21 protein-coding genes are annotated in these 22693 nt (G+C 71.4%); 13 read left to right on the forward strand and 8 right to left on the reverse strand.

What is annotated here, in order from left to right:
• The first annotated feature begins 55 nt into the window (after positions 1-55).
• The 5 genes from argG (at position 56) to AB0J42_RS17795 (ending at position 4506) form a co-directional block, all read left to right on the forward strand.
• On the forward strand, positions 56-1504 hold the full coding sequence (argG, locus tag AB0J42_RS17775) for an argininosuccinate synthase (protein WP_364295340.1): 1449 nt from the start codon (positions 56-58) through the stop codon (positions 1502-1504).
• A gap of 166 nt (positions 1505-1670) precedes the next feature.
• Entirely contained in the window at positions 1671-2618 is a 948-nt protein-coding gene (locus AB0J42_RS17780; protein WP_364295343.1) for a helix-turn-helix domain-containing protein, read from the forward strand.
• Positions 2619-2721: 103 nt separating this feature from the next.
• Positions 2722-3312: a dienelactone hydrolase family protein gene (locus AB0J42_RS17785; RefSeq protein WP_364295346.1), complete on the forward strand. Its 591-nt coding sequence runs from the start codon at positions 2722-2724 to the stop codon at positions 3310-3312.
• Between the two features lie 73 nt (positions 3313-3385).
• The gene (locus AB0J42_RS17790; RefSeq protein ID WP_364295349.1) at positions 3386-3514 is read left to right on the forward strand and encodes a hypothetical protein; all 129 of its coding nucleotides are present in this window, start codon (positions 3386-3388) and stop codon (positions 3512-3514) included.
• Positions 3515-3675: 161 nt separating this feature from the next.
• Complete coding sequence (locus AB0J42_RS17795) at positions 3676-4506, forward strand: hypothetical protein (protein WP_364295352.1); 831 nt, start codon at positions 3676-3678, stop codon at positions 4504-4506.
• A 5-nt stretch (positions 4507-4511) separates the two neighbouring features.
• On the opposite strand, the gene AB0J42_RS17800 is transcribed toward AB0J42_RS17795, so the two are convergent.
• Positions 4512-4961 (reverse strand): NUDIX domain-containing protein, encoded by a 450-nt coding sequence (locus AB0J42_RS17800; protein WP_364295355.1) that lies wholly within the window; start codon positions 4959-4961, stop codon positions 4512-4514.
• 79 nt (positions 4962-5040) lie between these two features.
• On the opposite strand from AB0J42_RS17800, the gene AB0J42_RS17805 reads away from it, so the two are divergent.
• Positions 5041-5517, forward strand: a complete 477-nt coding sequence (locus AB0J42_RS17805) for a hypothetical protein (RefSeq protein WP_364295358.1) — start codon at positions 5041-5043, stop codon at positions 5515-5517.
• A 75-nt stretch (positions 5518-5592) separates the two neighbouring features.
• On the opposite strand, the gene AB0J42_RS17810 is transcribed toward AB0J42_RS17805, so the two are convergent.
• Positions 5593-6321, reverse strand: coding sequence for a methyltransferase domain-containing protein (locus AB0J42_RS17810; RefSeq protein ID WP_364295361.1), 729 nt, complete (start codon positions 6319-6321; stop codon positions 5593-5595).
• A gap of 46 nt (positions 6322-6367) precedes the next feature.
• On the opposite strand from AB0J42_RS17810, the gene AB0J42_RS17815 reads away from it, so the two are divergent.
• Complete coding sequence (locus AB0J42_RS17815; RefSeq protein WP_364295364.1) at positions 6368-6817, forward strand: MerR family transcriptional regulator; 450 nt, start codon at positions 6368-6370, stop codon at positions 6815-6817.
• Between the two features lie 15 nt (positions 6818-6832).
• On the opposite strand, the gene AB0J42_RS17820 is transcribed toward AB0J42_RS17815, so the two are convergent.
• From AB0J42_RS17820 to AB0J42_RS17830, 3 genes are all read right to left on the reverse strand, one after another.
• Positions 6833-7627: an NAD(P)H-binding protein gene (locus tag AB0J42_RS17820; protein ID WP_364295367.1), complete on the reverse strand. Its 795-nt coding sequence runs from the start codon at positions 7625-7627 to the stop codon at positions 6833-6835.
• A 44-nt stretch (positions 7628-7671) separates the two neighbouring features.
• Positions 7672-8853, reverse strand: coding sequence for a hypothetical protein (locus AB0J42_RS17825; protein WP_364295370.1), 1182 nt, complete (start codon positions 8851-8853; stop codon positions 7672-7674).
• A 113-nt stretch (positions 8854-8966) separates the two neighbouring features.
• Positions 8967-10598 carry a phospholipid carrier-dependent glycosyltransferase gene (locus AB0J42_RS17830; RefSeq protein ID WP_364295372.1) on the reverse strand — a complete coding sequence of 544 codons (1632 nt, stop codon included), beginning with the start codon at positions 10596-10598 and terminating at the stop codon, positions 8967-8969.
• Between the two features lie 119 nt (positions 10599-10717).
• Between AB0J42_RS17830 and rsmI the strand changes: the two genes are divergently transcribed.
• Positions 10718-11566, forward strand: a complete 849-nt coding sequence (gene rsmI / locus AB0J42_RS17835; RefSeq protein WP_364295375.1) for a 16S rRNA (cytidine(1402)-2'-O)-methyltransferase — start codon at positions 10718-10720, stop codon at positions 11564-11566.
• A gap of 10 nt (positions 11567-11576) precedes the next feature.
• Complete coding sequence (locus AB0J42_RS17840) at positions 11577-13163, forward strand: phospholipid carrier-dependent glycosyltransferase (RefSeq protein ID WP_364295378.1); 1587 nt, start codon at positions 11577-11579, stop codon at positions 13161-13163.
• Here AB0J42_RS17840 and AB0J42_RS17845 read toward each other — a convergent pair.
• A complete protein-coding gene (locus tag AB0J42_RS17845) occupies positions 13057-14640 on the reverse strand; it encodes a hypothetical protein (protein ID WP_364295381.1) in 1584 nt (527 codons plus the stop codon). The genes AB0J42_RS17840 and AB0J42_RS17845 overlap by 107 nt on opposite strands.
• 99 nt (positions 14641-14739) lie before the next feature.
• Between AB0J42_RS17845 and AB0J42_RS17850 the strand changes: the two genes are divergently transcribed.
• The 4 genes from AB0J42_RS17850 (at position 14740) to AB0J42_RS17865 (ending at position 19656) form a co-directional block, all read left to right on the forward strand.
• Positions 14740-15978, forward strand: coding sequence for a glycosyltransferase family 2 protein (locus AB0J42_RS17850; protein ID WP_364295384.1), 1239 nt, complete (start codon positions 14740-14742; stop codon positions 15976-15978).
• Between the two features lie 45 nt (positions 15979-16023).
• On the forward strand, positions 16024-17805 hold the full coding sequence (metG, locus tag AB0J42_RS17855) for a methionine--tRNA ligase (protein WP_364295387.1): 1782 nt from the start codon (positions 16024-16026) through the stop codon (positions 17803-17805).
• Between the two features lie 4 nt (positions 17806-17809).
• Complete coding sequence (locus tag AB0J42_RS17860) at positions 17810-18664, forward strand: TatD family hydrolase (RefSeq protein WP_364295390.1); 855 nt, start codon at positions 17810-17812, stop codon at positions 18662-18664.
• A gap of 143 nt (positions 18665-18807) precedes the next feature.
• Positions 18808-19656: a ubiquitin-like domain-containing protein gene (locus AB0J42_RS17865; protein WP_364295393.1), complete on the forward strand. Its 849-nt coding sequence runs from the start codon at positions 18808-18810 to the stop codon at positions 19654-19656.
• Here AB0J42_RS17865 and AB0J42_RS17870 read toward each other — a convergent pair.
• Both AB0J42_RS17870 and AB0J42_RS17875 read right to left on the reverse strand, forming a co-directional pair.
• Positions 19653-20837 carry a hypothetical protein gene (locus tag AB0J42_RS17870; RefSeq protein ID WP_364295396.1) on the reverse strand — a complete coding sequence of 395 codons (1185 nt, stop codon included), beginning with the start codon at positions 20835-20837 and terminating at the stop codon, positions 19653-19655. The two genes, AB0J42_RS17865 and AB0J42_RS17870, sit on opposite strands and share 4 nt — an antisense overlap.
• A complete protein-coding gene (locus AB0J42_RS17875) occupies positions 20837-22675 on the reverse strand; it encodes a protein kinase (RefSeq protein ID WP_364295399.1) in 1839 nt (612 codons plus the stop codon). Before AB0J42_RS17875 ends, AB0J42_RS17870 begins: the two co-directional genes overlap by 1 nt.
• Between the last annotated feature and the right edge of the window lie 18 nt (positions 22676-22693).

Genomic DNA, 22693 nt, shown 5'->3' on the forward strand with positions numbered 1-22693 from the left:
AGAACGTTGGTATGGGCGCTTTGCATGACCATGCGTTGCAATGCATACTCTTCTTATGTCCAAGGTTCTCACCTCTCTGCCCATCGGTGAGCGGGTCGGCATCGCCTTCTCCGGTGGGCTCGACACCTCCGTCGCCGTCGCGTGGATGCGCGACAAGGGTGCCGTGCCCTGCGCCTACACGGCCGACCTCGGCCAGTACGACGAGCCCGACATCGCGTCGGTGCCCGGTCGTGCGCTGGCGTACGGCGCCGAGCTCGCCCGCGTGGTCGACTGCCGCGCGGTGCTGGTGGAGGAGGGGCTGGCCGCGCTCGCCTGCGGCGCGTTCCACATCCGCTCCGCCGGGCGTGCCTACTTCAACACCACGCCGCTCGGCCGCGCCGTCACCGGGACTCTCCTGGTGCGGGCGATGCTTGAGGACGACGTGCAGATCTGGGGCGACGGCTCGACGTTCAAGGGCAACGACATCGAGCGGTTCTACCGTTACGGCCTGCTCGCCAACCCGCACCTGCGGATCTACAAGCCCTGGCTCGACGCCGACTTCGTGTCCGAGCTGGGCGGGCGCAAGGAGATGTCGGAGTGGCTGGACGCCCACAACCTGCCCTACCGTGACAGCACCGAGAAGGCGTACTCGACCGACGCCAACATCTGGGGCGCCACCCACGAGGCCAAGAAGCTGGAGCACCTCGACGCCGGCATCGAGATCGTCGAGCCGATCATGGGCGTCCGGTTCTGGGACCCGTCGGTGGAGATCCCGACCGAGGACGTGACCATCTCCTTCGAGCAGGGCCGCCCGGTGGCGATCAACGGCAAGGAGTTCGCCACCCCGGTCGACCTGGTGCTGGAGGCCAACGCGATCGGCGGCCGGCACGGCCTGGGCATGTCCGACCAGATCGAGAACCGGATCATCGAGGCCAAGAGCCGTGGCATCTACGAAGCGCCCGGCATGGCGTTGCTGCACATCGCGTACGAGCGACTGGTCAACGCGATTCACAACGAGGACACGCTGGCGTACTACCACAACGAGGGCCGCCGTCTCGGCCGGCTCATGTACGAGGGCCGCTGGCTCGACCCGCAGGCGCTGATGCTCCGCGAGTCGCTGCAGCGCTGGGTCGGCACCGCTATCACCGGCGAGGTCACGCTCCGGCTGCGGCGCGGCGAGGACTACACGATCCTCGACACCTCGGGCCCGGCCTTCAGCTACCACCCCGACAAGCTCTCGATGGAGCGCACGGAGGACTCGGCGTTCGGCCCGGTGGACCGGATCGGCCAGCTCACCATGCGCAACCTCGACATCGCCGACTCCCGCACCAGGCTGGAGCAGTACGCCGGGCTCGGCATGGTCGGCACCGGCCAGTCCGCGCTCCTCCAGGCCCCGCCGGCGCCGCCGACCGAGCTCATAGGCGACATGCCGGAGGGCGGCGCCGAGGCCATCGCCTCCCGCGGCGACGTGGCGGACGACGACGAGGCGCTCGACCGGGCCGCCATGGAGTTCGGCACCGACTGACGCATTGAAGACCGGGCCGTTCCTCTCGGGGGCGGCCCGGCCGTCCTGCTCGCTCTCTCCCCGCGTACCTGTCCTTGACGCAAGGTGACGTCGGAGCTGGAGATCCACGGGAGCGGACCCGATGGGCGGGGCTGTCCGGAAGGGCGATATGCCTACACTTCCGGACATGCACTCGGTGGCGCTCGCCCTGTACGACGGAGCCATGCTGTTCGAGGCCGCCGCGGCCGTCGAGGTGTTCGGCGTCGACCGGTCCGATCTGGCCGACCCCTGGTACGACTTCCGGGTGTGCGGGCCGGACCGGGGCCGGGTGGGCGACTGGCTCCGGGTGGACACGCCGCACGGGCTGGACACGCTCGTGGGCGCCGACACGGTGGTGGTGTCCTCCTGTGACGTGGAGCTCGGGCCGCCGCCGGGCGACGTGGTGGACGCCGTACGGGCCGCGCACGATCGCGGGGCCCGGGTGGTGTCGCTCTGCACGGGCGCGTTCGTCCTCGCCGCCGCCGGGCTCCTGGACGGGAGGCGGGCCACCACCCACTGGATGCACGCCCGGCAACTCGCCACCCGCTACCCCCGCGTACGGGTCGATCCGGACGTCCTCTACATCGACGAGGGGTCCGTCCTGACCTCGGCGGGCAAGGGCGCGGGGCTCGACCTGTGCCTGCACGTCGTCAGGAAGGACCACGGCGCGGCGGTCGCCAACGCGCTGGCCCGCCGCCTCGTCGTGCCCCCGCACCGGCCCGGCGGGCAGGCGCAGTACGTGACGGCGCCGGTGCCCGAGGACAAGGGCCGGTACGGGCTCGCCGACGTGCTCCAGTGGGCCCAGGCCCGCCTGCACGAACCGCTGACCGTCACCGACCTGGCCCGCCGCGCCGGGATGAGCACCCGCAACCTGGCCCGCCACTTCGACCGCGCCCTCGGCGTCACCCCGCTGCACTGGCTCCACACCCAGCGCGTCCACCTGGCCCAGGAACTGCTGGAGACCACCGACGCCCCCGTGGAACAGATCGCGGCCCGTACCGGGATGGGCACCGCGGCGACCCTGCGCAGACACTTCACCCGCGCGGTCGGCGTGCCGCCCGACACCTACCGGCGGACTTTCCGCGCGCCCGCCTGACCCCGAAACTGTCGGTGCTCTCGGTCGCCCTTCACCCGTGCGGTCGTCTGATCCCGAAACTGTCGGTGCTCTCGGTCATGCTGGGCGGGCCGAAGGGAGAATCATGGCCGAGGTGCTGGTGTTCCATCACGCTCACGGGCTGACGTCCGGGGTGCGGGGGTTCGCGGCGGAGCTCAGGCGGGCGGGCCACACCGTCCACGTGCCCGACCTGTACGAGGGGCGCGTCTTCGACTCGCTCGACGACGGGGCGGCGTACGCGCAGGAGACCGGGTTCGACACGATCATCGGGCGCGGCCGGTCGTTCGCCGAGTGGCTGCCGGGCGAGGTGGTCTACGCCGGTTTCTCGCTCGGCGTGCTGCCCGCGCAGTTGCTGGCCCAGACGCGGCCGGGGGCGAAGGGGGCGCTGCTCTTCCACGCCTGCGTCCCGGTGGCGGAGTTCGGCGAGAGCTGGCCCGAGAGCGTCCCCGTGCAGGTCCACGGCATGGAAGCCGACCCGTTCTTCGCCGGCGAGGGCGACCTGGACGCGGCCCGCGCCCTCACGGACTCGGCCCCGGCCGCCGAGCTGTTCCTCTACCCGGGCAAGGAACACCTGTTCGCCGACGCCAGCCTGCCCTCTTACGACGAGCCTGCGGCCAAGCTGCTGATGGAGCGGACGCTCGGCTTCCTGGAGCCGGCGGATTCGGCAAACCTGTGAGGCGGCTGGCGAAATATCTGTAAGGCGCCTTGCATGATTGACGCCGTGCCCTCCGAATACCGGGAGCTGGTCCGTGCTCGGCCACGCTTCCGGACCCGAGGGCTCCGTCTACTCGGCCGTCGCCCGGGACGGCGACGGCAACGAGGTCGCCGTGGGAAGCGGCGGCAGCGTCCGCGAAGCGCTGCTGCTCAAACGCGCATAAGACCCCACGTTCGGCCACGATCGGCCGGAAAACGTCTGGCTATACGGGGTGGGCGGGCGTAGGTTGCTGAGCTGTGGCCTCTTGAGATCGCCTGCGACGAGTCCGGTTCGGAGGGGGAGAAGCTGGTCGGCGGCAACACCGCCGTCTTCGCCCACGCCGCGGTGCTGATCGACGCCGAGGCCGCCGCGGCGTGCGTCGCCGAGACCCGTGAGCGCATCCGTTCCCCGGCCACCGAGTACAAGGCGAACCACCTGCTCAGGGGCAAGCACCGGGCGGTCCTGGTCTGGTTGCTCGGGCCTTCGGGGCCCATCCACGGGCGGGCGCGGGTGTTCCTCGCCGACAAGGCCTTCTTCGCCGTACGGAAGATCGCGGATGTGATCGCGGGCGATGTGGCGTGCTCGGGCGGGGACCAGGACCTCGCCGTGGGTCTTTACCGGGAGGGGCCGGTCACCCTGGGGCCGGAGCGGTTCACGGGGTTCCTGGAGTCGTTCAACGAGGTGATGCGCCGCCGGGCGCCCGCCGGGCCGTTCTTCCGCGACGTCGAGGACCTATCCGGGGCGGGAGGCCGGGTGGGGGAGATCATGCGGCTGCTCGCCGGGGCGCGGGAGCCGCTGGCGGCGTTCCTGGAGCGGCCGGGCGCGATGCCCGCGCTGGACCCGCTCATCCCGGCCATCATCCGGGCGGCCGTGCACTGGGGGAGCCCTGGGCGGCCGGTGTCGATCCTGCACGACCAGCACAACGGGCTCACCGAGGAGCGCGTCGCGCATCTCAAGCAGGTGGTCGACCTGGCCGGGCTGCGGCTGGCCGACTCCTTCCACGAGCCCCGGGTCCAGGTCGCCGACTTCCTGGCGGGCACGGCCAGGCGGATCGCGGAGGACGAGCTGGGCGGACGCGGCGATCCCGAGCTGGTCGCGCTGCTCCGCCCGTACGTGGACCCGGCCTCGGCCTGGGGCGACGAGCGGAGCTGGGAGCTGCTCCGCCCGGCTGGCTGAGCGGGTCAGACCGCGGCGGCGGCGCGCAGGCTGCTCAGCACATAGGCAGGACACGCGGGATCGGCCTCGGCCTCCGCCAGGGTGAGCCAGACGAACCCGGCCACCTCGGCGGGTGAGGCAGCGACCGGTTGGGCGTCCGGCGGGATCGGGGCCGCGAACACCACGTTGATCACCGGGTCGCCGTCGTCGGTGACGAAGAACTCGCTCGCGGCGTAGGCGAGGGGGACGCCGGTCAGGTCGACGCCGATCTCCTCGGCGACCTCGCGGCGGGCTGTCTCCTCCAGCACCCGCTGCCCTGCGCCGTCCGGCTCGGCCTTGCCGCCCACGCCGGCGAGCGTGCCGGGGGCGTGCGACTCGCCGTCGCCGCGCTTGATGAGCAGCCAGCGGTCGTCGCGGCGCAGGAAGACCTCGACGTTGACGACGAAGGCGGGGCGGCCGTTGGCGGTCGTGATCACGGAGAGAAGCTTGACGGCCTCTATTGGATAGTGTCACTATCTAGAAATTGGATAGTGCCGCTATCTTCAAGGAGGGGATATGTCACTCGTTCTGGTGATCGCCACGCTCGCGTTCCGGGGGCTGGGCGCGTTAGGGGTGCGGCGGTTCGCGACGTGGCGGGTCAGCGCCGCCCACGGGCTCGCGCTGTTCCTGGTCGTCACTGCCAGCGCGCACTTCGCCCCGGAAGGCAGCGGTTTCACCACCACCCACGCCGACCTGGTCGCGATGGTGCCGCCCATCGTGCCGTTCCCGGCGTTCATGGTGTACGCGACCGGCGTGCTGGAGGTGCTGGGCGCGGCCGGGCTGATCCTGGGCCGGACCCGGCGGATGGCCGGGCTGTGGCTGGCGGTGATGTTCGTGCTGCTCCTGCCCGCCAACGTGTACGCGGCGCTGGCCGGGCAGGACGTCACCCCGCTCTGGCAGCGGGTGCCCGAACAGGCCCTGTACATCGCGGTCGCGCTCTGGGCCGCGCTCGGGACCCGTACGGAGCGGCACCAGGAGATGATCGCGGGCTAGTAGGTTCTGGTGGATGTCGAGAAGATCGCGATTATGGTGGTCCGCCGCGCTCGCGGTGTCGGCCGCCGGAGCCGGTTACCTGTTCACGTTGCCGGAGAGTCTCTTCTTCGCGTCCTTCGGCTTCGGCTCGTGTACGGGGTGGGAGGCGTACCAGGCGTTCTCCGTCTCCCTGGGGCCGGTGATGCGGTGGGTGCCGCTGTTCTGGCATGACCCGCGCCTGGACACGAACGCCGTCAGCGTGGCCAGCTCGTGCCGCGTCACGTCGCCGAACAGGTCGCCCAGGGCTCTCTCCAGGGTGGCGAGCACGTCGTCCGGCAGGCGCAGGTTCCGGGCGAGCGGTGACGGGGTGGCGCCGCCGTGCCAGGCGATCACGACCCGGCCGCCCGGTCTGGTGACGCGGTGCAGCTCGCGCAGGCCCGGCTCCAGCTCCGGCCAGATGGCCACGTTGTTGACCGACACCACGCAGTCGAACGCGGCGTCCGGCTGCCCGGTGCGTTCGGCGGTGCCCAGCCCGGGATGGGTCCCGGGGGCCTTGCGGGTGGCGAGGGCGCGCATCTCCGGTGACGGGTCGACGCCCGCCACGCGGGCGGCTTCCGTACGGCTGAGCAGGCGCAGCAGCTTGCCCGGGCCGTACCCGATCTCCAGGACGTGCTCGCCCGGGCGGATGCCGAGCAGGGGCAGCAGATCCCGCTGGCGGTTGGTCCAGAACATGACGCGGCCGGCCAGGCGTCCCATGAGCCCGGTGGGCACGGCGAAGTTCGAGGTGTGCTCGCGGCCGGTGACCCAGGATGTCGTGGTTCCCATGCCTGACAGGAAAGCGGTTCAAGCCGACTTGAAGTCAAATGGGAACATGGACGAACTCATCCCGATCGGCCAGGCGGCCCGGATGCTCGGCATGAACGCCTCCGCGCTGCGCTACTACGAGGAGCGCGGCCTGGTGCGGCCCGCCGGGCGGCGGCAGGGGCGGCGCGTCTACGGCAGGGAGGAACTGCGGCGGCTGGTGTTCCTGCACAGCGCGCAGCGGCTGGGCATCCCGCTGGACACCGCGGGCGCCGTGCTGGAGGCGCCGGGGGAGCAGTGGCGGGCCACCGTCCGCGAGCGGATCGAGGACCTGGAGGAGCTGATCGAGCGGGCCAGGACGGCCCAGGAGTTCCTGCGCCACGCGAACGAGTGCCCGGCCGAGCATCCGGTGCGCGAATGCCCGTTCCTCCAGGGTCTCCTGGACCGGATGCTCGACGGCCTCACCCTGGAGCAGGTCGCCGCCGAACACGACCTCGCGGACGCCCGGGGCACTTCATAGACAGGCGCCGCAGTGTCACCAGGTGGATTTCACGTACTCGGAGAAGTCGCGGGGCTCGCGGCGCAGGACCTGGCGGACGCCGTCGGAGAGGTGGGCGTTGGTGCCCGCGCTGATCTCCGCGAACAGCCGGTTGACCAGCGCGACGTGGTCGGCGTGGTAGCCGCGCGCGGTGAGACGGGCGGCGTGCTCCTCCGGGGAGACCGGCACGTATCTGATCTCCCGCCCGGTCGCGGCGGCGATCTCGCCGACCGCGTCGCCGAACGACATCAGGCGCGGCCCCGACAGCTCGTAGGTCCGACCGGCGTGGCCGTCGTGTAACAGCACCTCGGCCGCGACGTCGGCGATGTCGTCGGCGTGCACGAACGGCTCCAGCCCGTCGCCCGTCGACAGCTCGACCAGCCCGGCGTCGACCGGCTCGCTCAGCATCGGATCCTCGCTGAAGTTCTGCGCGAACCAGGTCGGCCGCAGGATGGTCCACGCGCCGCCGGACTCCGTGACCGCCCGCTCGACCGCGTCGCCGATCACGGGCCAGTCACGGGACGACAGCAGCACCAGCCGCCGCACCCCGCGCTCGACCGCCGCCCGGCTGAACGCGGCCATCAGCCCCGCCGCCTCCGGCCCCTGCGAGTCCACCAGGTAGACGGCCGTGGCGCCTGCCAGGGCAGGCTCCCACGTGTCGTAGTCGTACCAGTCGAACCGGGTCTCACCGCGCCGGGAGGCGGCGCGGACCTCGGCGCCGCGCGTGCGGAGGCGGGCGGCGACCCGCCGGCCGGTCTTGCCGGTGCCGCCCAGCACCAGGATCTTCTGCATTCCCCCAGTCAACCCGGTCAACTCGATCAGCGCGCAGGCGCGGATCAGGCGGCGTTGACGTACTTCCGGGGACGGAGTGCGTGGGCGCGCAGCGCGGCCAGCGCGGCGAAGCCGCCCGCCCGCGTCAGCCGGACCGCCAGCTGGTCGGCGAAGGCCAGATCGAGCGCCGCGAGCTGCTCGACCAGGTGTTCCAGCGCCGCCGCCACGTCCTCGGGGCCCGAGGCGGCCTGCCAGCCCTCGCCGCCGACCACCTCCGACACCTGGTCGCGGAGCTGGGCGGGGGAGATGAGCTCGCCGTCGGCCAGCAGCATGAGCGCCGCCTCCCGCGCCGACAGCTCGAACTCGTCGCTCCCGGTCAGCAGCAAGGCGGTCACCGCGTCCCACATCGCCAAGGGGGATTCGAGCAGCTCCTGGCCGAAGGGGGTCACGGTGAGCCGGGTGCCGTCGCGGCTCAGCGCGCCCAGCTCGTGCTCGGCCAGCTCGCGCAGCCGGGCCGCCTCCGGCGAGGGGGCCAGCCGGAGCGGCAGCGTGCCCTCGGACGCGGCCAGCGACAGCAGCCGGTGCAGCGCCGGGAGCGGCTGAGGGGTGACGGGGGCGTGCAGCCGCACCTCGAACGGCTGGGCCAGCTTCCGCCGGGCCGGGCCGCGGCCCAGCACCCAGCGGTTCAGCCGCTCGCCCTGGACGCGGTGGAGCCAGCTGTCGCCGCCCAGGTCGGCGCGGGGCTCGGTGAGCCAGCGGCGGGTGAGCGCCACCCGGTCGACGTCCTCACCGGCCAGGATGGCCAGCTCCAGCGCCGCCGAGCAGGCCACGTGGGCGCCCAGCTCCTCCGGCCCCATGATCATGCTCCACTGCAGCTCCGGCACGTCCGGCGGGAGCACGCCGGTCTCCTGCAGCGCCGCGTGGTAGGCGCGGGTGCCGGCGTCCTCGCCGTCCCGGGCGTACGTGCGCAGGATCCGGGTCGTGGTCTGGGAGGTGCACAGGGCCGCGTAGCGTTCGAGGCCGCCGAGCTTGAGCAGCCTGCCGAGCGAACGGGCCAGCCGCTCGGGGTCACCTCCCACCTTGAGCGGCAGCGTGTACCAGAGGAACTCGCAGACATCCAGCTGCGTCACCGTCTCCAGCGGCTCTCCGCCGGTCAGCCACTCGACCGCGGTCCTCGCCTCGTCGGCGAAGTCCGGGTGGGACCGCTCCAACTCCGCCAGCAGCGCGGCGACGTCCGGTGCACTCATGCCTCGAAGTTTGCCGTATGGACCCCAGCCCTGACGATGACCGAATCCCGTGCGTATTGGGTCTAGCACAGCGACTACCCTAAGAAATCACCATGTAATGGACGGTTACTGAACTAGATCCAGCGGTCGTTGAAGAGCATCCTGACTTTCCACTCCGTGTAGGGGATCAGTTCGGCCGACAGTACCGGATGCAGCCACCAGAAGTTGATCAATGCGAACAACGCGAACGTCCCGACGGCGGCGGCCCCGTACGTCCGCCGGGCCGGAAGACTCCCGTCCTCCAGCCTCGTGGCCGGTCCTATCAGCCATCCGGCGCAGAGCGTGATCGCCAGGATCATGAACGGCACCATCGGGATCGCGTAGAACAGGAACATCGTCCGGTTGCTCGCGAACGCGAAGTAGAACCACGGCAGCCAGCCCATCCCGTAGGCCAGCAGCACCGCCCCGGCCCGCCAGTCGCGGCTGGAGACGTACCACGCGATCAGCGCCACCAGCGCGGCCAGCCCGCCGAACCAGATGACCGGCGTGCCGACCCCCAGCACCGCCTCCGAGCAGGAGGCGGCCCCGCAGCCGGTCTTGTCGCCCTCGTAGTGGAAGGCCACCGGGCGCAGCAGCAGCGGCCACGACCACGGCTCCGACATGTAGGGGTGGGACGTCTCCAGGCCCTCGTGGAAGGTGAAGACCTGCCACTGGTACTTCACCCAGGAGCGGACGGAGTCGATGACGAAGAAGAACGGCCCGGACGAGGTGGCCTGGTCCCAGTTGCGGCCGTAGCCGGTCGCCGTCGCGAACCAGCCCGTCCAGGTCGCCATGTAGGCCACGAACGGCGTCGCGGCCAGCCCGACCGCCGCGTTGGGCACGTCCATCGCCAGCGCGGTGCCGTACGGGGAACGCAGCCCCACGGCGCGGCGCGCGCCGAAGTCCCACATGATCGACATGGCGGCGAAGGCGACCAGGAAGAAGACGCCGGACCACTTGACCGACATCGCGAAGCCCAGGCACACCCCGGCGCCGATCCGCCACCATCGGGGCCCGAGGTAGGGGCCATGCGGCGACAGCGGCGAGGTCTCGTACCAGTCGACCAGCCGCTCGCGGGTGCGGTCGCGGTCGACCACCAGGCACGCGAAGGCGGCCAGGACCCAGAACATGAGGAAGATGTCGAGCAGCGCCGTCCGCGACAGCACGAAGTGCAGCCCGTCGAGCGCCAGCAGGAAACCGGCGAAGCAGCCCAGCAGCGTCGAGCGGGTCATCCGCCGCGCCACCCGGGCCAGGACCAGGATCGAGACCGTGCCGACCAGGGCGGCGGCGAAGCGCCAGCCGAACGGGTTCATCCCGAACAGCCACTCGCCCGCGCCGATCATCCACTTGCCGAGCGGCGGGTGGACGACGTAGGAGGCGCACGGGTCGAGGTTGGCGGCCGTGCACTGCTGGAAGATGTTCGTGTCGCCGGCCAGGATCGCCTTGTCGGCGTCCTTGATCGTGGTGCGCTCGACGCCCCAGTTGATCAGCGAGAAGCCGTCCTTGGCGTAATACGTCTCGTCGAAGACCACCTCGTGCGGGTGGCCCAGGCCGAGAAAGCGGAGCACGCCACCGAAGACCGCCACGAGCAGGGGGCCGATCCAGCCCCACCACACGCTGCCGCGCATCGGCGGGATCACCCGGTCACGCGGGGAGAACGTGCGGGAACTGCTCTCGTCAGCCTCCGGCTCGCCGGAGGTCTGGTACGGGAAATCGGTCACCGCCATTCGGCCATCGTACGGTGCTCAAGCCGCTGCTTACCCAGAAACACGGCCCAATCCGCGCCTGCCGGACGGCCCCGCACCTGCGCCGCCGGCGGCCGCGTCCCGGCTGCCACAATGGCCGGATGACTGGTGAGGGCAGGCTGGTGCTGGCGGGAGCGCCGATCGGGCAGGCGGGTGACGTGTCGCCGCGGCTGCGCGAGGCGCTGGCGGGCGCCGACGTGGTGGCCGCCGAGGACACCAGGAGGCTGCGCCGGCTGGCCGGGGAGCTGGGCGTGGAGATCTCCGGGCGAGTCGTGTCCTACTACGACGCCAACGAGGCCGCCCGCGCCGAGGAGCTGCTGGAGACCCTCCTTGAGGGCCGCACCGTGGTGGTCATCACCGACGCGGGCATGCCGGGCGTGTCCGACCCGGGCTACCGGCTGACCCGGCTGGCCGTCGAGGCGGGCGTCACGGTGACCGCGCTGCCCGGCCCGAGCGCCGTGACGACCGCGCTGGCCGTCTCCGGGCTGCCCAGCGACCGGTTCTGCTTCGAGGGCTTCCCGCCGCGCAAGCCCGGCGACCGGGCGCGCCGCCTGGAGGCGCTGGCGCGCGAGGAGCGCACGATGGTGTTCTTCGAGGCGCCGCACCGGCTGGCCGCCTCGCTGGCGGCGATGGCCGGGGCGTTCGGCGCCGACCGCCAGGCGGCGGTCTGCCGCGAGCTGACCAAGACGTACGAGGAGGTACGGCGCGGCGGGCTGGCCGAGCTGGCCGCCTGGGCGGAGGCCGGGGTGAAGGGCGAGATCACGATCGTGGTCGCCGGGCACACCGCCGAGCCGGAGGAGGCCGACCTGCCGGCGCTGGTGGCCGAGGTGGACCGCCGGGTGGCCGCCGGGGAGCAGCGCAAGACGGCCGTCGCCGAGGTGGCCAGGGCGGCCGGGGTGCCCAAGCGCGAGCTGTACGACGCGGTTCACAGGCGTTCCGGCACCACATAGTGTGCCCATCGTGAGGAACTGGGGGGTTTCGCGGCACCGCCTGGTCCCGCCGATGCGGGAGAGCGCGCTGTGGGGGTGGCTCGGGCCGATCGCCGTCGCGATCTTCGGCGGGGTGCTGCGCTTCACCGACCTCGGCCGGCCGCACGCGGTGGTGTTCGACGAGACCTATTACGTCAAGGACGCGTACGCGCTGCTCCACTACGGGGCGGAGCGGGCCACGCTGGGCGACTCCGACAATCCAGTGGCCGACAAGCGGCTCCTCGCGGGCGACCTGGACATCTTCCGCCAGTGCGCCGACTACGACCAGTGCGCCTCGTACGTGGCGCATCCGCCGCTCGGCAAGTGGATGATCGCCGCGGGCGAGTGGCTGTTCGGGATGAACCCGTTCGGCTGGCGCTTCGCCGCCGCCCTGGTCGGCACCCTGTCCATCCTCATGCTCGCCCGGGTGGCGCGGCGGATGACGCGCTCGACGCTGCTGGGCTGCTTCGCGGGGTTACTGCTGGCGCTGGACGGGCTGCACTTCGTGCTGTCGCGGACGGCGCTGCTCGACATCTTCCTCATGTTCTGGGTCCTGGCCGCCTTCGCGTGCCTGGTGGTCGACCGCGACCGCACCCGCGAGCGGCTGGTCGACTGGTACGAGACCTCGCCGCTGTCGCCGCACGGGCCTTACCTCGGGCCCCGATGGTGGCGGATCGGCGCCGGGGTGTGCCTGGGCGCGGCCTGCGCGGTCAAGTGGTCCGGGGTGTTCTTCCTGGTCGCGTTCGCGGTGCTGAGCCTTCTGTGGGACATGGGGGCCCGGCGGGCGATCGGCCTGCGGGAGCCGTACCGGGGGGCGTTCTCGCTCGACCTGCCGCCGGCGGCGGCCGCGTTCGGCGCGGTGCCCGCGCTCGCGTACGTGCTGTCGTGGACCGGCTGGTTCGTCACCGACGCCGGGTGGGGGCGGGGCTGGGAGCAGGCCACCTCGTCCGGGCCGTTCTTCTTCGTCGTCGACTCGGTCCGGTCGTGGCTGAAGTACCACTTCCAGGTGCTCGGCTATCACAGCGGGCTCGACAGCTACCACCCGTACATGTCGGAGCCGTGGACCTGGCCGGTGCTCTTCAGGCCGGTGTCGTTCCACTACCCGACCGGGCTGCCGTCCTCCGCGTGCGGGGCGGACGCCTGCTCGCAGGCCGTGCTCGGGGTCGGCACGCCCGCGCTCTGGTACGGGTCGATCCTCGCCCTGTTCGGCTGCGTGGCGTGGTGGGTCGCGGGCCGCGACTGGCGGGCGGGGGCGGTGCCGCTGGCCTACGCGGCGGGCTGGCTGCCCTGGTTCTACTACGCGATCGCGCAGGACCGGACCATGTACCTGTTCTACATGATCCCGGTGGTGCCGTTCATGGTGCTGGCCGTCACGCTCATGGCCGGGCTCCTGCTCGGCAAGGAGGACGCGGCGCCGGTGCGGCGGGCCTCGGGCGCCGCCGCGGTGGGCGCGTTCGCGCTCATCGTCCTGATCAACTTCTGGTGGCTTCACCCGGTGCTGTCCGCTGAGACGGTGACTCAGGCGGAGTGGTGGGCCCGGATGCTGTCGGGCTCGTGGGTGTCCTCCGCCCCCAAGTGACGCCGCGGCGCAGCGTGATGGCGGCGGCCAGGCAGGCCAGCGGCACGGCGGGCAGCACGTAGCGGTAGTCGAACTCGGCGGTCGCCGCCGGGGCCAGCAGCAGCCCGAACGCCCCCAGCCAGGGCAGCACCACCGGGCCGCCCAGGGTGCGCCAGCGCACCGCGACCCCGTACAGGCCGATCAGCATGATGCCGCCCAGCATGATGCCCCGCAGGTAGAACACCTTCTGGTAGCCGCTCATGATCTCCGCCCAGGGGGAGACGATCCGCGTCTCGGGCGGCCCCTGCTCGTAGGCGAACGCGTCGGTGTCGGTGCGGCCCTGGTAGGACGGCCAGTTGGGCAGCCGCTTCGGGTTACCGGTGCTGTCGAGCTCGTGGTACGGCTTGAACTCGTACATGTTGTACGTCGCCGCGTCGGGGAAGCGCGGCCGGGCCCAGTGGAAGCTGCGCATGAAGTCGCGGAGCACCACGCGCAGGTAGTCGCCCGGCTGCGAGGTGATCGCGCGCATCGCGAAGGCGCTGGCCGCCTCGTTGGTGATGTCGGTGAACTTGACGCTGCCCCAGCGGTGGAGCACCTCGCCGGTGCCCTCGCCGTCGCCGCTGCCCTGGCCCCACAGGTACCACTGCGCGTAGTCCTTGCGCTGGTCGACCGGGTCGTTGATGCAGAGCAGGACCAGCTCGACCTCCCGGTAGGGGTCGATGTTCATCTTCTCGCAGTCGGCGAAGATCGCCGTGCGCATGTAGAGGATGAGCCCGTCGCTGTTGGTCATCGCGAACTTGCCGAACGCGCTGGCGAACCAGCCCATGTACGCGGCGACGGGGATGGCGCAGGCGGTCAGGACCGCCACGATCGTCTTCCACCCGGTGCGCTTGATGAGCAGGTAGACCAGCACCAGCGCGAGGACGGGCAGGCCGATCGAGCGGGTCAGCCAGGTGAGCGCCAGCAGCAGGCCGACCAGGACGCCCATCCGCCACGACATCCGCCGGTGCCAGAGCACCAGCGTGATCACGGCCACCACCAGCAGGGTGAACTGGGTGTCGGACATGATCAGCTGTTCGAGCTGGATCTGGTACGCGTCGAACAGCACCGGCGCGGCGGCCAGCGTCGCGCCCCACTTGGGCAGCCGGAACTTCCGCAGCAGCAGCGCGTAGATGAGCACCGCCGTGGCCAGCCCCATCAGGTGCTGGGTAAAGGTCACCAGGGTGAAGCTGTGAAAAGGCTTGAGCAGCAGCAGCCAGAAGCCGTAGCCGTCGGGCCGGATCGGGTGCGGGCGCGGGTGCAGAGCGACCGAAACGTACTCGTACGAATCGTTGAACCACATCGCCGGCCCGTAGCCGAGCATGGTGATGATCCGCAGCACCGCACCCCCGGCGAAGGCCGCGGCGAACACCCGATGACGGCGCAGAAACGACAGCACGCGGGCTGTCCGGCCGATGGCGGAGTTGTCCACAGACGTGTCCTCCGCGACGCTCACCATGCTGTAAAGAATGCCAGTCGTTCGGGAGACATGCCGCGACCATTGCTGGGCACACGGCATGATGGTGTGCTGGATGTGCCGTAACTGAAGGGTTGAGACGTGGAACTGACGGTGGTCATGCCCTGCCTCAACGAGGCCGAGACCGTGGAAGTCTGTGTGCGCAAGGCCCTGGCGTGCATGGAGGAGCACGGCATCGAGGGCGAGGTGCTGATCGCCGACAACGGCAGTACGGACGGCTCACAGCAGCTCGCCCGCGACGCCGGCGCACGTGTCGTCCACGTTGATGAGAAAGGCTATGGAAACGCCCTGCTTGGGGGGATCCGGGCCGCTCGGGGCAAATATGTGATCATGGGCGACGCCGACGACTCCTACGACTTCGGCGCGCTGATGCCGTTCGTGGAGCAGCTGCGCGACGGCGCCGACCTGGTGATGGGCAACCGGTTCAAGGGCGGCATCGCGCCGGGCGCCATGCCCCCGCTCCACCGCTACCTCGGCAACCCGGTCCTCTCGTTCATCGGGCGGCTGTTCTTCCCGTCCAATATCGGTGACTTCCACTGCGGGCTGCGCGGCTTCCGGCGCGACTCGATCATGCGGCTGGGGCTCCAGACCGGCGGCATGGAGTTCGCCAGCGAGATGGTCGTCCGCTCCACCCTGGCGGGTTACGACGTGCGCGAGGTGCCCACCACTCTCTCGCCCGACGGCCGTTCCCGCCCGCCCCATCTGCGTTCCTGGCGCGACGGCTGGCGTCACCTGCGCTTCCTGCTCCTCTACAGCCCCAAGTGGCTGTTCTTCTATCCCGGCATCGCGCTGATGATGATCGGCCTGGTGGCCGGGACCGCGCTGACGTTCGGGCCGGTCAAGATCGGTCAGCTGGCGTTCGACGTCGACACGCTGGTCGGCGCGTCGGCCGCGGTGGTGATCGGCTTCCAGTCGGCGCTGTTCGCGCTGTTCACCAAGGTGTACGCGGCGGAGGAAGGGTTCCTGCCCGAGTCGCGGCGGGTGCGCAAGCTGATCAGCATGGTCACGCTGGAACGCGGCCTGATCGTGGGCGGCCTGCTGGCCGTGGCCGGTCTCGTCGGCCTCGTCATGTCGCTGGCCCACTGGCAGGTGCGGAGCTGGGGCGCGCTCGACCCGCGCGAGTCGCTGCGCATCGTCGTCCCGGCGGCCACCGCGCTCATCATGAGCTTCCAGACGATCTTCGCGTCGCTGTTCGTCAGCATCCTCGGCATCCGCCGCACCCGCGAGACCTCCGTCGACGTGGCGGCCCGCGCCGCCGAGGAGGCGGCCGAGGCCCTCACCCGCGAGGAGCGCACGGCGGGCACAGCCGGGACACTGTAGCGGTTCGGTTCGAGGCGCGCGACGGTGAGCCGTAGGCTTGGACACATGTCCCAGCACATATTGACCGCCGTCGCGTGGCCCTACGCCAACGGCCCCCGCCACATCGGGCACGTCTCCGGGTTCGGCGTGCCGTCCGACATCTTCAGTCGCTACCAGCGAATGGCGGGCAACAAGGTGCTGATGGTCTCCGGCACCGACGAGCACGGCACACCCATCCAGGTGCAGGCCGACAAGGAAGGCGTCACGGCCAAGGAGCTGGCCGACCGCTACAACCGGGTCATCGCCGAGGACCTCACGGGGCTGGGGCTCTCCTACGACCTGTTCACGCGTACGACCACGCGCAACCACTACGACGTCACGCAGGAGATCTTCAAAGGCCTGTACGACAACGGCTACATCTTCCCCAAGACCACGATGGGGGCCATCTCGCCCTCCACCGGGCGCACCCTCCCCGACCGCTACATCGAGGGCACCTGCCCCCTCTGCGGCTACGACGGGGCGCGGGGCGACCAGTGCGACAACTGCGGCAACCAGCTCGACCCGATCCAGCTGGTCAACCCGGTGAGCCGCATCAACGGCGAGAAGCCGGTCTTCGTCGAGACCGAGCACTTCATGCTCGACCTGCCCGCCTTCACCGAGGTGCTCGGCAACTACCTGCGCAGCAAGCAGGGCGAGTGGCGGCCCAACGTGCTCAAGTTCGCCCTCAACCTGCTCGGCGACCTGCAGCCGCGGGCGATCAGCCGCGACCTCGACTGGGGCGTGCCGATCCCGCTCGACGGCTGGCGCGACCAGCCCAACAAGCGGCTGTACGTGTGGTTCGACGCGGTGGTCGGCTACCTGTCGGCGTCCATAGAGTGGGCCCGGCGCACCGGCGACCCCGACGCCTGGCGCCAGTGGTGGCAGGACCCCGACGCCCGGGGCTACTACTTCATGGGCAAGGACAACATCGTCTTCCACGCCGAGATCTGGCCGGCGATGCTGTTCGGCTACAGCGGGCAGGGCGACAAGGGCGGCAAGCCGGGCTCGCTCGGCGCGCTCAACGTGCCCTCCGAGGTGGTCTCCAGCGAGTTCCTGACGATGGAGGGCAAGAAGTTCTCCTCCTCCCGGCAGGTCGTCATCTACGTGCGCGACTTCCTGGAGCGCTACGACGCCGACGCGCTGCGCTACTACATCGCCGTCGCCGGCCCGGAGAGCCAGGACACCGACTTCACCTGGCAGGAGTTCGTCAACCGCAACAACGGCGAGCTGGTCGCCGCCTGGGGCAACCTGGTCAACCGGTCGATCTCCATGGCGGCCAAGAACTTCGGCGCGATCCCGGAGGCCGGCGACCTCACCGACGCCGACCGGGCGCTGCTGGAGCGCTCGCGCAACGCGTTCGGCCCGGTGGGCGCCGAGCTGAGCCGGTCCCGGTTCAAGAACGCCATCACCGAGGCGATCGACGTGGTCCGCGACGCCAACCGCTATCTCGCCGAGCAGGAGCCGTGGAAGCTCAAGGGCGACCCGGAGCGGCAGAAGTCCATCCTGCACGTCGCGCTCCAGGTGGTCGACGACGCCAAGACGCTGCTGACGCCGTTCCTGCCCAGCTCGTCCAACAAGGTCTACAAGATGCTGGGCGGCGAGGGCGACTGGTCCGGCATGCCGGAGATCCGCGAGGTCGACGAGGACGGCGGCTCCACCTACCCGGTGATCATGGGCTACTACGAGGGCGCGGCCCGCTGGGAGCACCGGCCGATCAAGCCCGGCACCCCGCTCGGGCCGCCCGTGCCGCTGTTCAAGAAGCTCGACCCGAAGGTCGTCGACGAGGAGCTGGCCCGGCTGGAAGGGTGATCCCGTGACCAAGCTTCCCGCCCCGCCGGAGCCTCTGTCGGCGCCGGTCTTCGACAGCCACTGCCATCTCGACATCATGGTGGGCGACCGGCAGGCACACTCCGGCGACCCGGTGGCCCAGGCCGCTCAGGCGGCCTCGGCCAGCGTGCGGAGCATCCTCGACGACGCCCGCGCGGTCGGCGTCACCCGGCTGGTGACGATCGGCTACGACGTGCCGTCCTCGCGGTGGAACGCCGAGGTGGCGGCCGCCCACGCCGACGTCTACGCCGGCGTGGCCGTCCACCCCAACGAGTCCCACTCGGCCACGCCCGAGGTGCTGGCCGAGATCGAGGAGCTGGCCGGGCGGCCGGAGGTGCGCGCGGTCGGCGAGACCGGGCTCGACTACTACCGCGACTGGGCGTCCCGCGACGACCAGCACGCGAGCTTCCGCGCGCACATCGAGATCGCCAAACGTACGGGCAAGGCCCTGGTCATCCACGACCGGGAGGCGCACGACGACGTGCTGAAGGTGCTGGCGTCGGAGGGGGCGCCGCCGGTGGTGGTGTTCCACAGCTTCTCCGGCGACGCCGACATGGCCAAGAAATGCACCGAGGCCGGATATTTCATGTCATTCTCCGGGCCTGTCACGTACAAGAAGAACGACGCGCTGCGCGAGGCCGCCCGCGTCGCGCCCGCCGAGCTGATGCTCGTCGAGACCGACGCACCCTACCTGCCGCCCGTGCCGCACCGCGGCAAGCCCAACGCCCCCTACCTCATGCCGCTCACCCTGCGGTGCCTCGCGGAGGTCAAGGGGGTCCATCCGGACGAGCTGTGCGAGGCCATCAGCGCCAACGGAGTCACGGTTTTCGGCGAGTGGTGACCATGTTTCGGTGAAGCGGGGCGGGTGGCGAGTCGGCCCGCCGCTACTGTCGGGCGCCTCAGGAGACGTACCGGAGGTCGCCCGTGCGAGGAAAGAGGCGTGCCCCCCGCCCCCCGATCCCGTGGCGCTCACCCTGGACGCCGGTGGTGTGCGCGACGGGGCTGCTGGCCACCGCCGCCATCGTGGTGCTCGGCGGCCTGGCCAAGGACGTCGTGCTGACCGTCGACGGCGAGCGGCGGCAGTTGCGCAGCTTCGCCGCCTCGGTCGGCGAACTCCTCGCCGACCAGGACGTGACCTACGGCGACGGCGACCTCGTCCGGCCCGCCGCGCGGGAGCCGCTGGGCGACGGCGTGCACGTCGAGGTCCGCCACGCCCGCCCCATCACGCTCACCGTCGACGGCCGCACCAGCCAGCGCCTGGTCACCGCCACCACCGTCCGCGACGCGCTCGCCGAACTGGACCTGTCCGCGCTCGACGGCAGGCTGTCCGCGCGCCGCTACGAGCCGGTGCCGCTGTCGGGCATGGCCCTCACCATCTACACCCGGCGCACCGTCCAGATCATCGCCGGCGGCACCCGCCGCGAGGTGACCACCACCGGCCGCACCGTCCGGCAGGTGCTCAGGCGCGCCGGCGTCGACTACGAGCCCGGCTCGCTGATCAGCCCGCCGCTGAGCGCCTTCCCCGCCGACGGCGAGGTCATCACCGTGCTGCCGCCCCGCACCCTGCCCGTCGGCACCGAGGTCAAGGCGCTCGACTGGGACGCGCTGGCCCGCTGCCTGTCCGGCGGCGACCCCACCGCCTACAACCCCAGCGGGCCCTACTACGGGCTCTACCAGTTCAGCCTGCCGATGTGGCAGCTCGTCGGCGGCACCGGCATGCCGCACGCCTGGCCGCCGGACGAGCAGACCTACCGGGCGCAGCTCCTCTACCAGCGGATCTCCGGCGCGTGGGAGAGCCAGTGGCCGAGCTGCGGGGCGCACCTGTTCGGCTAGCCGAGCGAGACGCCGAAGTCCGCCCCCTCCTGCGGGCGCACCGGCCGCAGCGCGTCGGAGTTGCGCGCCACCACCGTCACGCTCCCGTGCGGCTCCGCGTCCGGCTGCCCCACGAACAGCTTGTTGCCGCTGAACGCCACCGACCAGCCGAACAGGCCCTCCGCGGGCGGCAGCCGCCGGTCGTCCTTGCCGTCCGCGGCCGTCACCACCCGCACCCCGCCGCCGAACGGGGCGCCGATCGCCAGCCTGCCGTCCGCCGAGGCGGCCAGCGAGAACCCGAACGCCTCCCCGCCCTCCTGCCGCACCCGCACCGTCGGGGCCAGCTTCTCGTCGTAGAGCTGCACGTACCCCGCCCCCGGCACCCCCACCGCCGGCCCGACGCCGTCCACCCAGGCCACCGCGTACCCGTACTTGTCGCCCGCCTTGCCCGTCGGCGAGTCCAGCTTCGTGCTGACGATCTCCTCGGCCAGCACGTCCTCGATCACCACCACCGAACCCGAGTCGACCTCCCCCTCGTCCACCTGCTGCCCGTGACCGTCGTCGTTCTCGTACGGCACGCCGACCACCACGCCGTTGCCCGGACCCATCGCCAGCGCGTAGCCGAACTGGTCGCCCACCTCGCTGTTGCCCCGCACCTCCACCGTCGACTGCGTCACCCGGCGCAGCTCCCCGCCGCCCTTGCGCACGTGGATCGCCCCGGCGTCCGCCAGCCCGTCCACGTCCTCGTACGGTGCCCCGACCACCACCAGATCGCCGCGCGCCGCCACCGACCAGCCCAGCCGCGCACCGCGCTCCGGCTCCGCCGCCACCAGCCGCTGCGGCGCCGCCGCGCCACCCCCGTAGATCACGTACGCGGCGCCCGCGTCGGCGTTGCCGTCCACCTCCGTGTACGGGGCGCCCACGATCAGATCGGCGCACTCGTCGGAGTCCACCTTCGCCAGCCGCACCGACCAGCCGAACCCGTCACCCTCCGCCACCTCCGGCACGGTCACCGGGACCGCCTTGTCGCCGGAGATCACATGCACCGCGCCCTTCCCGCCCTTGGCGAACGGGTCGCCCACGGCGATGTCGTCCACCCCGTCGCCGTCGAAGTCGCTCACCCCGGCACACGCCGCCGCAGCCTGCGGGACGGTCAGCCCGGTCGCGCCGAGCATCAACGCCAGCAGTATCGAACGGATCATCACAGCCTGACCTCGATCTGCTCGCCGTCCTTCAGCACCCTCGCCGAGAGCGTCACCGGTTTCCGGTACGGCGGGAGGTCGAACACGAGCACCCCGTCGATCCGGTCACCCGGCGCTATGGCCGTGACCTGTGGTTCACCGCCGATCGGGCCGTGCTCGGCGTTTCGGTCGTCGCGCAGGCTCACCACCGGGTCGCCGATCTCCCACGTCTTGCCGCCCGGGTTCACCATCACCCAGCGCAGCACGCAGAGCTGGCCCTGGGTCTGCGTGCTTCCCCCGTACTCCTTCAACCCGCACGTCGGCGCCTCCGGCACGATCACCACCGGGTCGTCGAACGTCTTCCCAAGCTGGAACCTGCGGCCGACGTCGTTGGGACGGGTCTCGGTGGCGGCGGGGCGGGACGTCTGCGTGTCGCGGCCCGACGTCACGATGAGGACGGCGCCGGTGACGGTGATCGCCACCAGCGCGGCAGCGGCGGCGATCAGCCACCTGGTGCCGCGCGGGCGCTGATAGACGGGATCGGTCTGCGGGTCATCAAGCGGCGGGATCGTCGCGGCAGGCTGATCGTTGACGGCGGGCCGGGCTTGATCGGCGGGATAGGCAGTGACCTGACCGGCAGGCGTCCAACGAGCCAGCTCCTCCCGCGCGGCCAGTTCTCCGTGCGCGGACAGCTCCTCTTGCGGCCCCGGCTCGGTCAACTGGTCGTCGTCCGAGGCTTCGTTTCCTTGCCCGTCCTCCGGTATGTCGCGGGAGGGGGCGGGGGCGGCGGGAAGCCTCGGGAGGGCCGAGCCCGTCTGGGGGAGGTCGTACGAGGGGGGACCCTCCCGGCGGCGAGGCGGGGTCGGCCCCGCGCGCCCCTTCCCCGAAGGGTCCCGGTCCACCATGGTGTCACTGGGCGGCGGCGTGGTGAAGGTCGCCGTGATGTCAGGTTCGTCGGCCACGTTCCGGGGCGGCTCCCACTCCGCCATCAGGTCGGTCGCCACCAGCGTGGGCGGGTCCGCAGCAGGGGCGGGCGCGCTCCCGCCGACCAGCGCGATCAGTAACTCCTGCGCCGAGGGCCGCTGCCGGGGCTCCATCGCCGTCGCCCGCCGTACCAGCTCGTGCAGCGGCGACGGCAGCGCGCCCAGGTCGGGCTGGGTGTGCAGGACGCGGGTGGCGAGCGTGATGGGGTCGCCCCGGCCGAACGGGTGCCGCCCGTTGCCCGCGTAGGCGATCAGGCATCCCCACGCGAAGATGTCGGCCGCCGGGGTGACGGTCTCGCCTTTGACCTGCTCGGGAGCCCACCATCCAGGGCTTCCCAGCAGTTCCCCGGACATGGTGAACCCGGTCTCCCGGTCGAGCGCCCGGGCGATGCCGAAGTCGATCACCCGCGGCCCGGACAGCGACAGGATCACGTTGGCCGGCTTGAGGTCGCGGTGGACCAGCCCGGCCACGTGGATCGCCGCCAGCGCCGCCGCCACCCCCAGCGCCACCCCGTGCAACGGCCCCGGATCCAGCGCCCCGTACGCGGAGATCTGCTCCGAAAGAGGCGTCCCCGCGATGTACTCGGTCACCATGTACGGCCGCCCGTCGCCGGTGTTGCCGTTGTCGAGCACCTGCGCCGTACAGAACGACGCCACCCGCCGCGCGTTGTCCACCTCGGCGTGGAACCGGGCCGCGAACCCCTCCTGGTTGGCGAACTCGGCCTTCACCACCTTGACCGCGACGAACCGCCCCGTCGGGGCGCGGGCGAGGAAGACGGTCCCCATGCCGCCTTCGCCGAGCCGTCCCAGCAGCCGGTACGGCCCGATCTCCCGTAAGTCCCTCGGGCGAAGCGGGGCGGCGCCTGTTGGCTCCATCAGGGATGTCCCTTCCTG

It is taken from the genome of Nonomuraea sp. NPDC049649 (assembly GCF_040675175.1).
GTDB lineage: Bacteria > Actinomycetota > Actinomycetes > Streptosporangiales > Streptosporangiaceae > Nonomuraea.

What these genes read in the sequence shown, in the direction of transcription:
- argG (WP_364295340.1), top strand. Translation starts at nt 56, where the DNA reads ATGTCCAAGGTTCTCACCTCTCTGCCCATCGGTGAGCGGGTCGGCATC.
- AB0J42_RS17780 (WP_364295343.1), top strand. Translation starts at nt 1,671, where the DNA reads ATGCACTCGGTGGCGCTCGCCCTGTACGACGGAGCCATGCTGTTCGAG.
- AB0J42_RS17785 (WP_364295346.1), top strand. Translation starts at nt 2,722, where the DNA reads ATGGCCGAGGTGCTGGTGTTCCATCACGCTCACGGGCTGACGTCCGGG.
- AB0J42_RS17805 (WP_364295358.1), top strand. Translation starts at nt 5,041, where the DNA reads ATGTCACTCGTTCTGGTGATCGCCACGCTCGCGTTCCGGGGGCTGGGC.
- AB0J42_RS17810 (WP_364295361.1), bottom strand. Translation starts at nt 6,321, where the DNA reads ATGGGAACCACGACATCCTGGGTCACCGGCCGCGAGCACACCTCGAAC.
- AB0J42_RS17815 (WP_364295364.1), top strand. Translation starts at nt 6,368, where the DNA reads ATGGACGAACTCATCCCGATCGGCCAGGCGGCCCGGATGCTCGGCATG.
- AB0J42_RS17820 (WP_364295367.1), bottom strand. Translation starts at nt 7,627, where the DNA reads ATGCAGAAGATCCTGGTGCTGGGCGGCACCGGCAAGACCGGCCGGCGG.
- AB0J42_RS17825 (WP_364295370.1), bottom strand. Translation starts at nt 8,853, where the DNA reads ATGAGTGCACCGGACGTCGCCGCGCTGCTGGCGGAGTTGGAGCGGTCC.
- AB0J42_RS17830 (WP_364295372.1), bottom strand. Translation starts at nt 10,598, where the DNA reads ATGGCGGTGACCGATTTCCCGTACCAGACCTCCGGCGAGCCGGAGGCT.
- rsmI (WP_364295375.1), top strand. Translation starts at nt 10,718, where the DNA reads ATGACTGGTGAGGGCAGGCTGGTGCTGGCGGGAGCGCCGATCGGGCAG.
- AB0J42_RS17845 (WP_364295381.1), bottom strand. Translation starts at nt 14,640, where the DNA reads ATGGTGAGCGTCGCGGAGGACACGTCTGTGGACAACTCCGCCATCGGC.
- metG (WP_364295387.1), top strand. Translation starts at nt 16,024, where the DNA reads ATGTCCCAGCACATATTGACCGCCGTCGCGTGGCCCTACGCCAACGGC.
- AB0J42_RS17870 (WP_364295396.1), bottom strand. Translation starts at nt 20,837, where the DNA reads ATGATCCGTTCGATACTGCTGGCGTTGATGCTCGGCGCGACCGGGCTG.
- AB0J42_RS17875 (WP_364295399.1), bottom strand. Translation starts at nt 22,675, where the DNA reads ATGGAGCCAACAGGCGCCGCCCCGCTTCGCCCGAGGGACTTACGGGAG.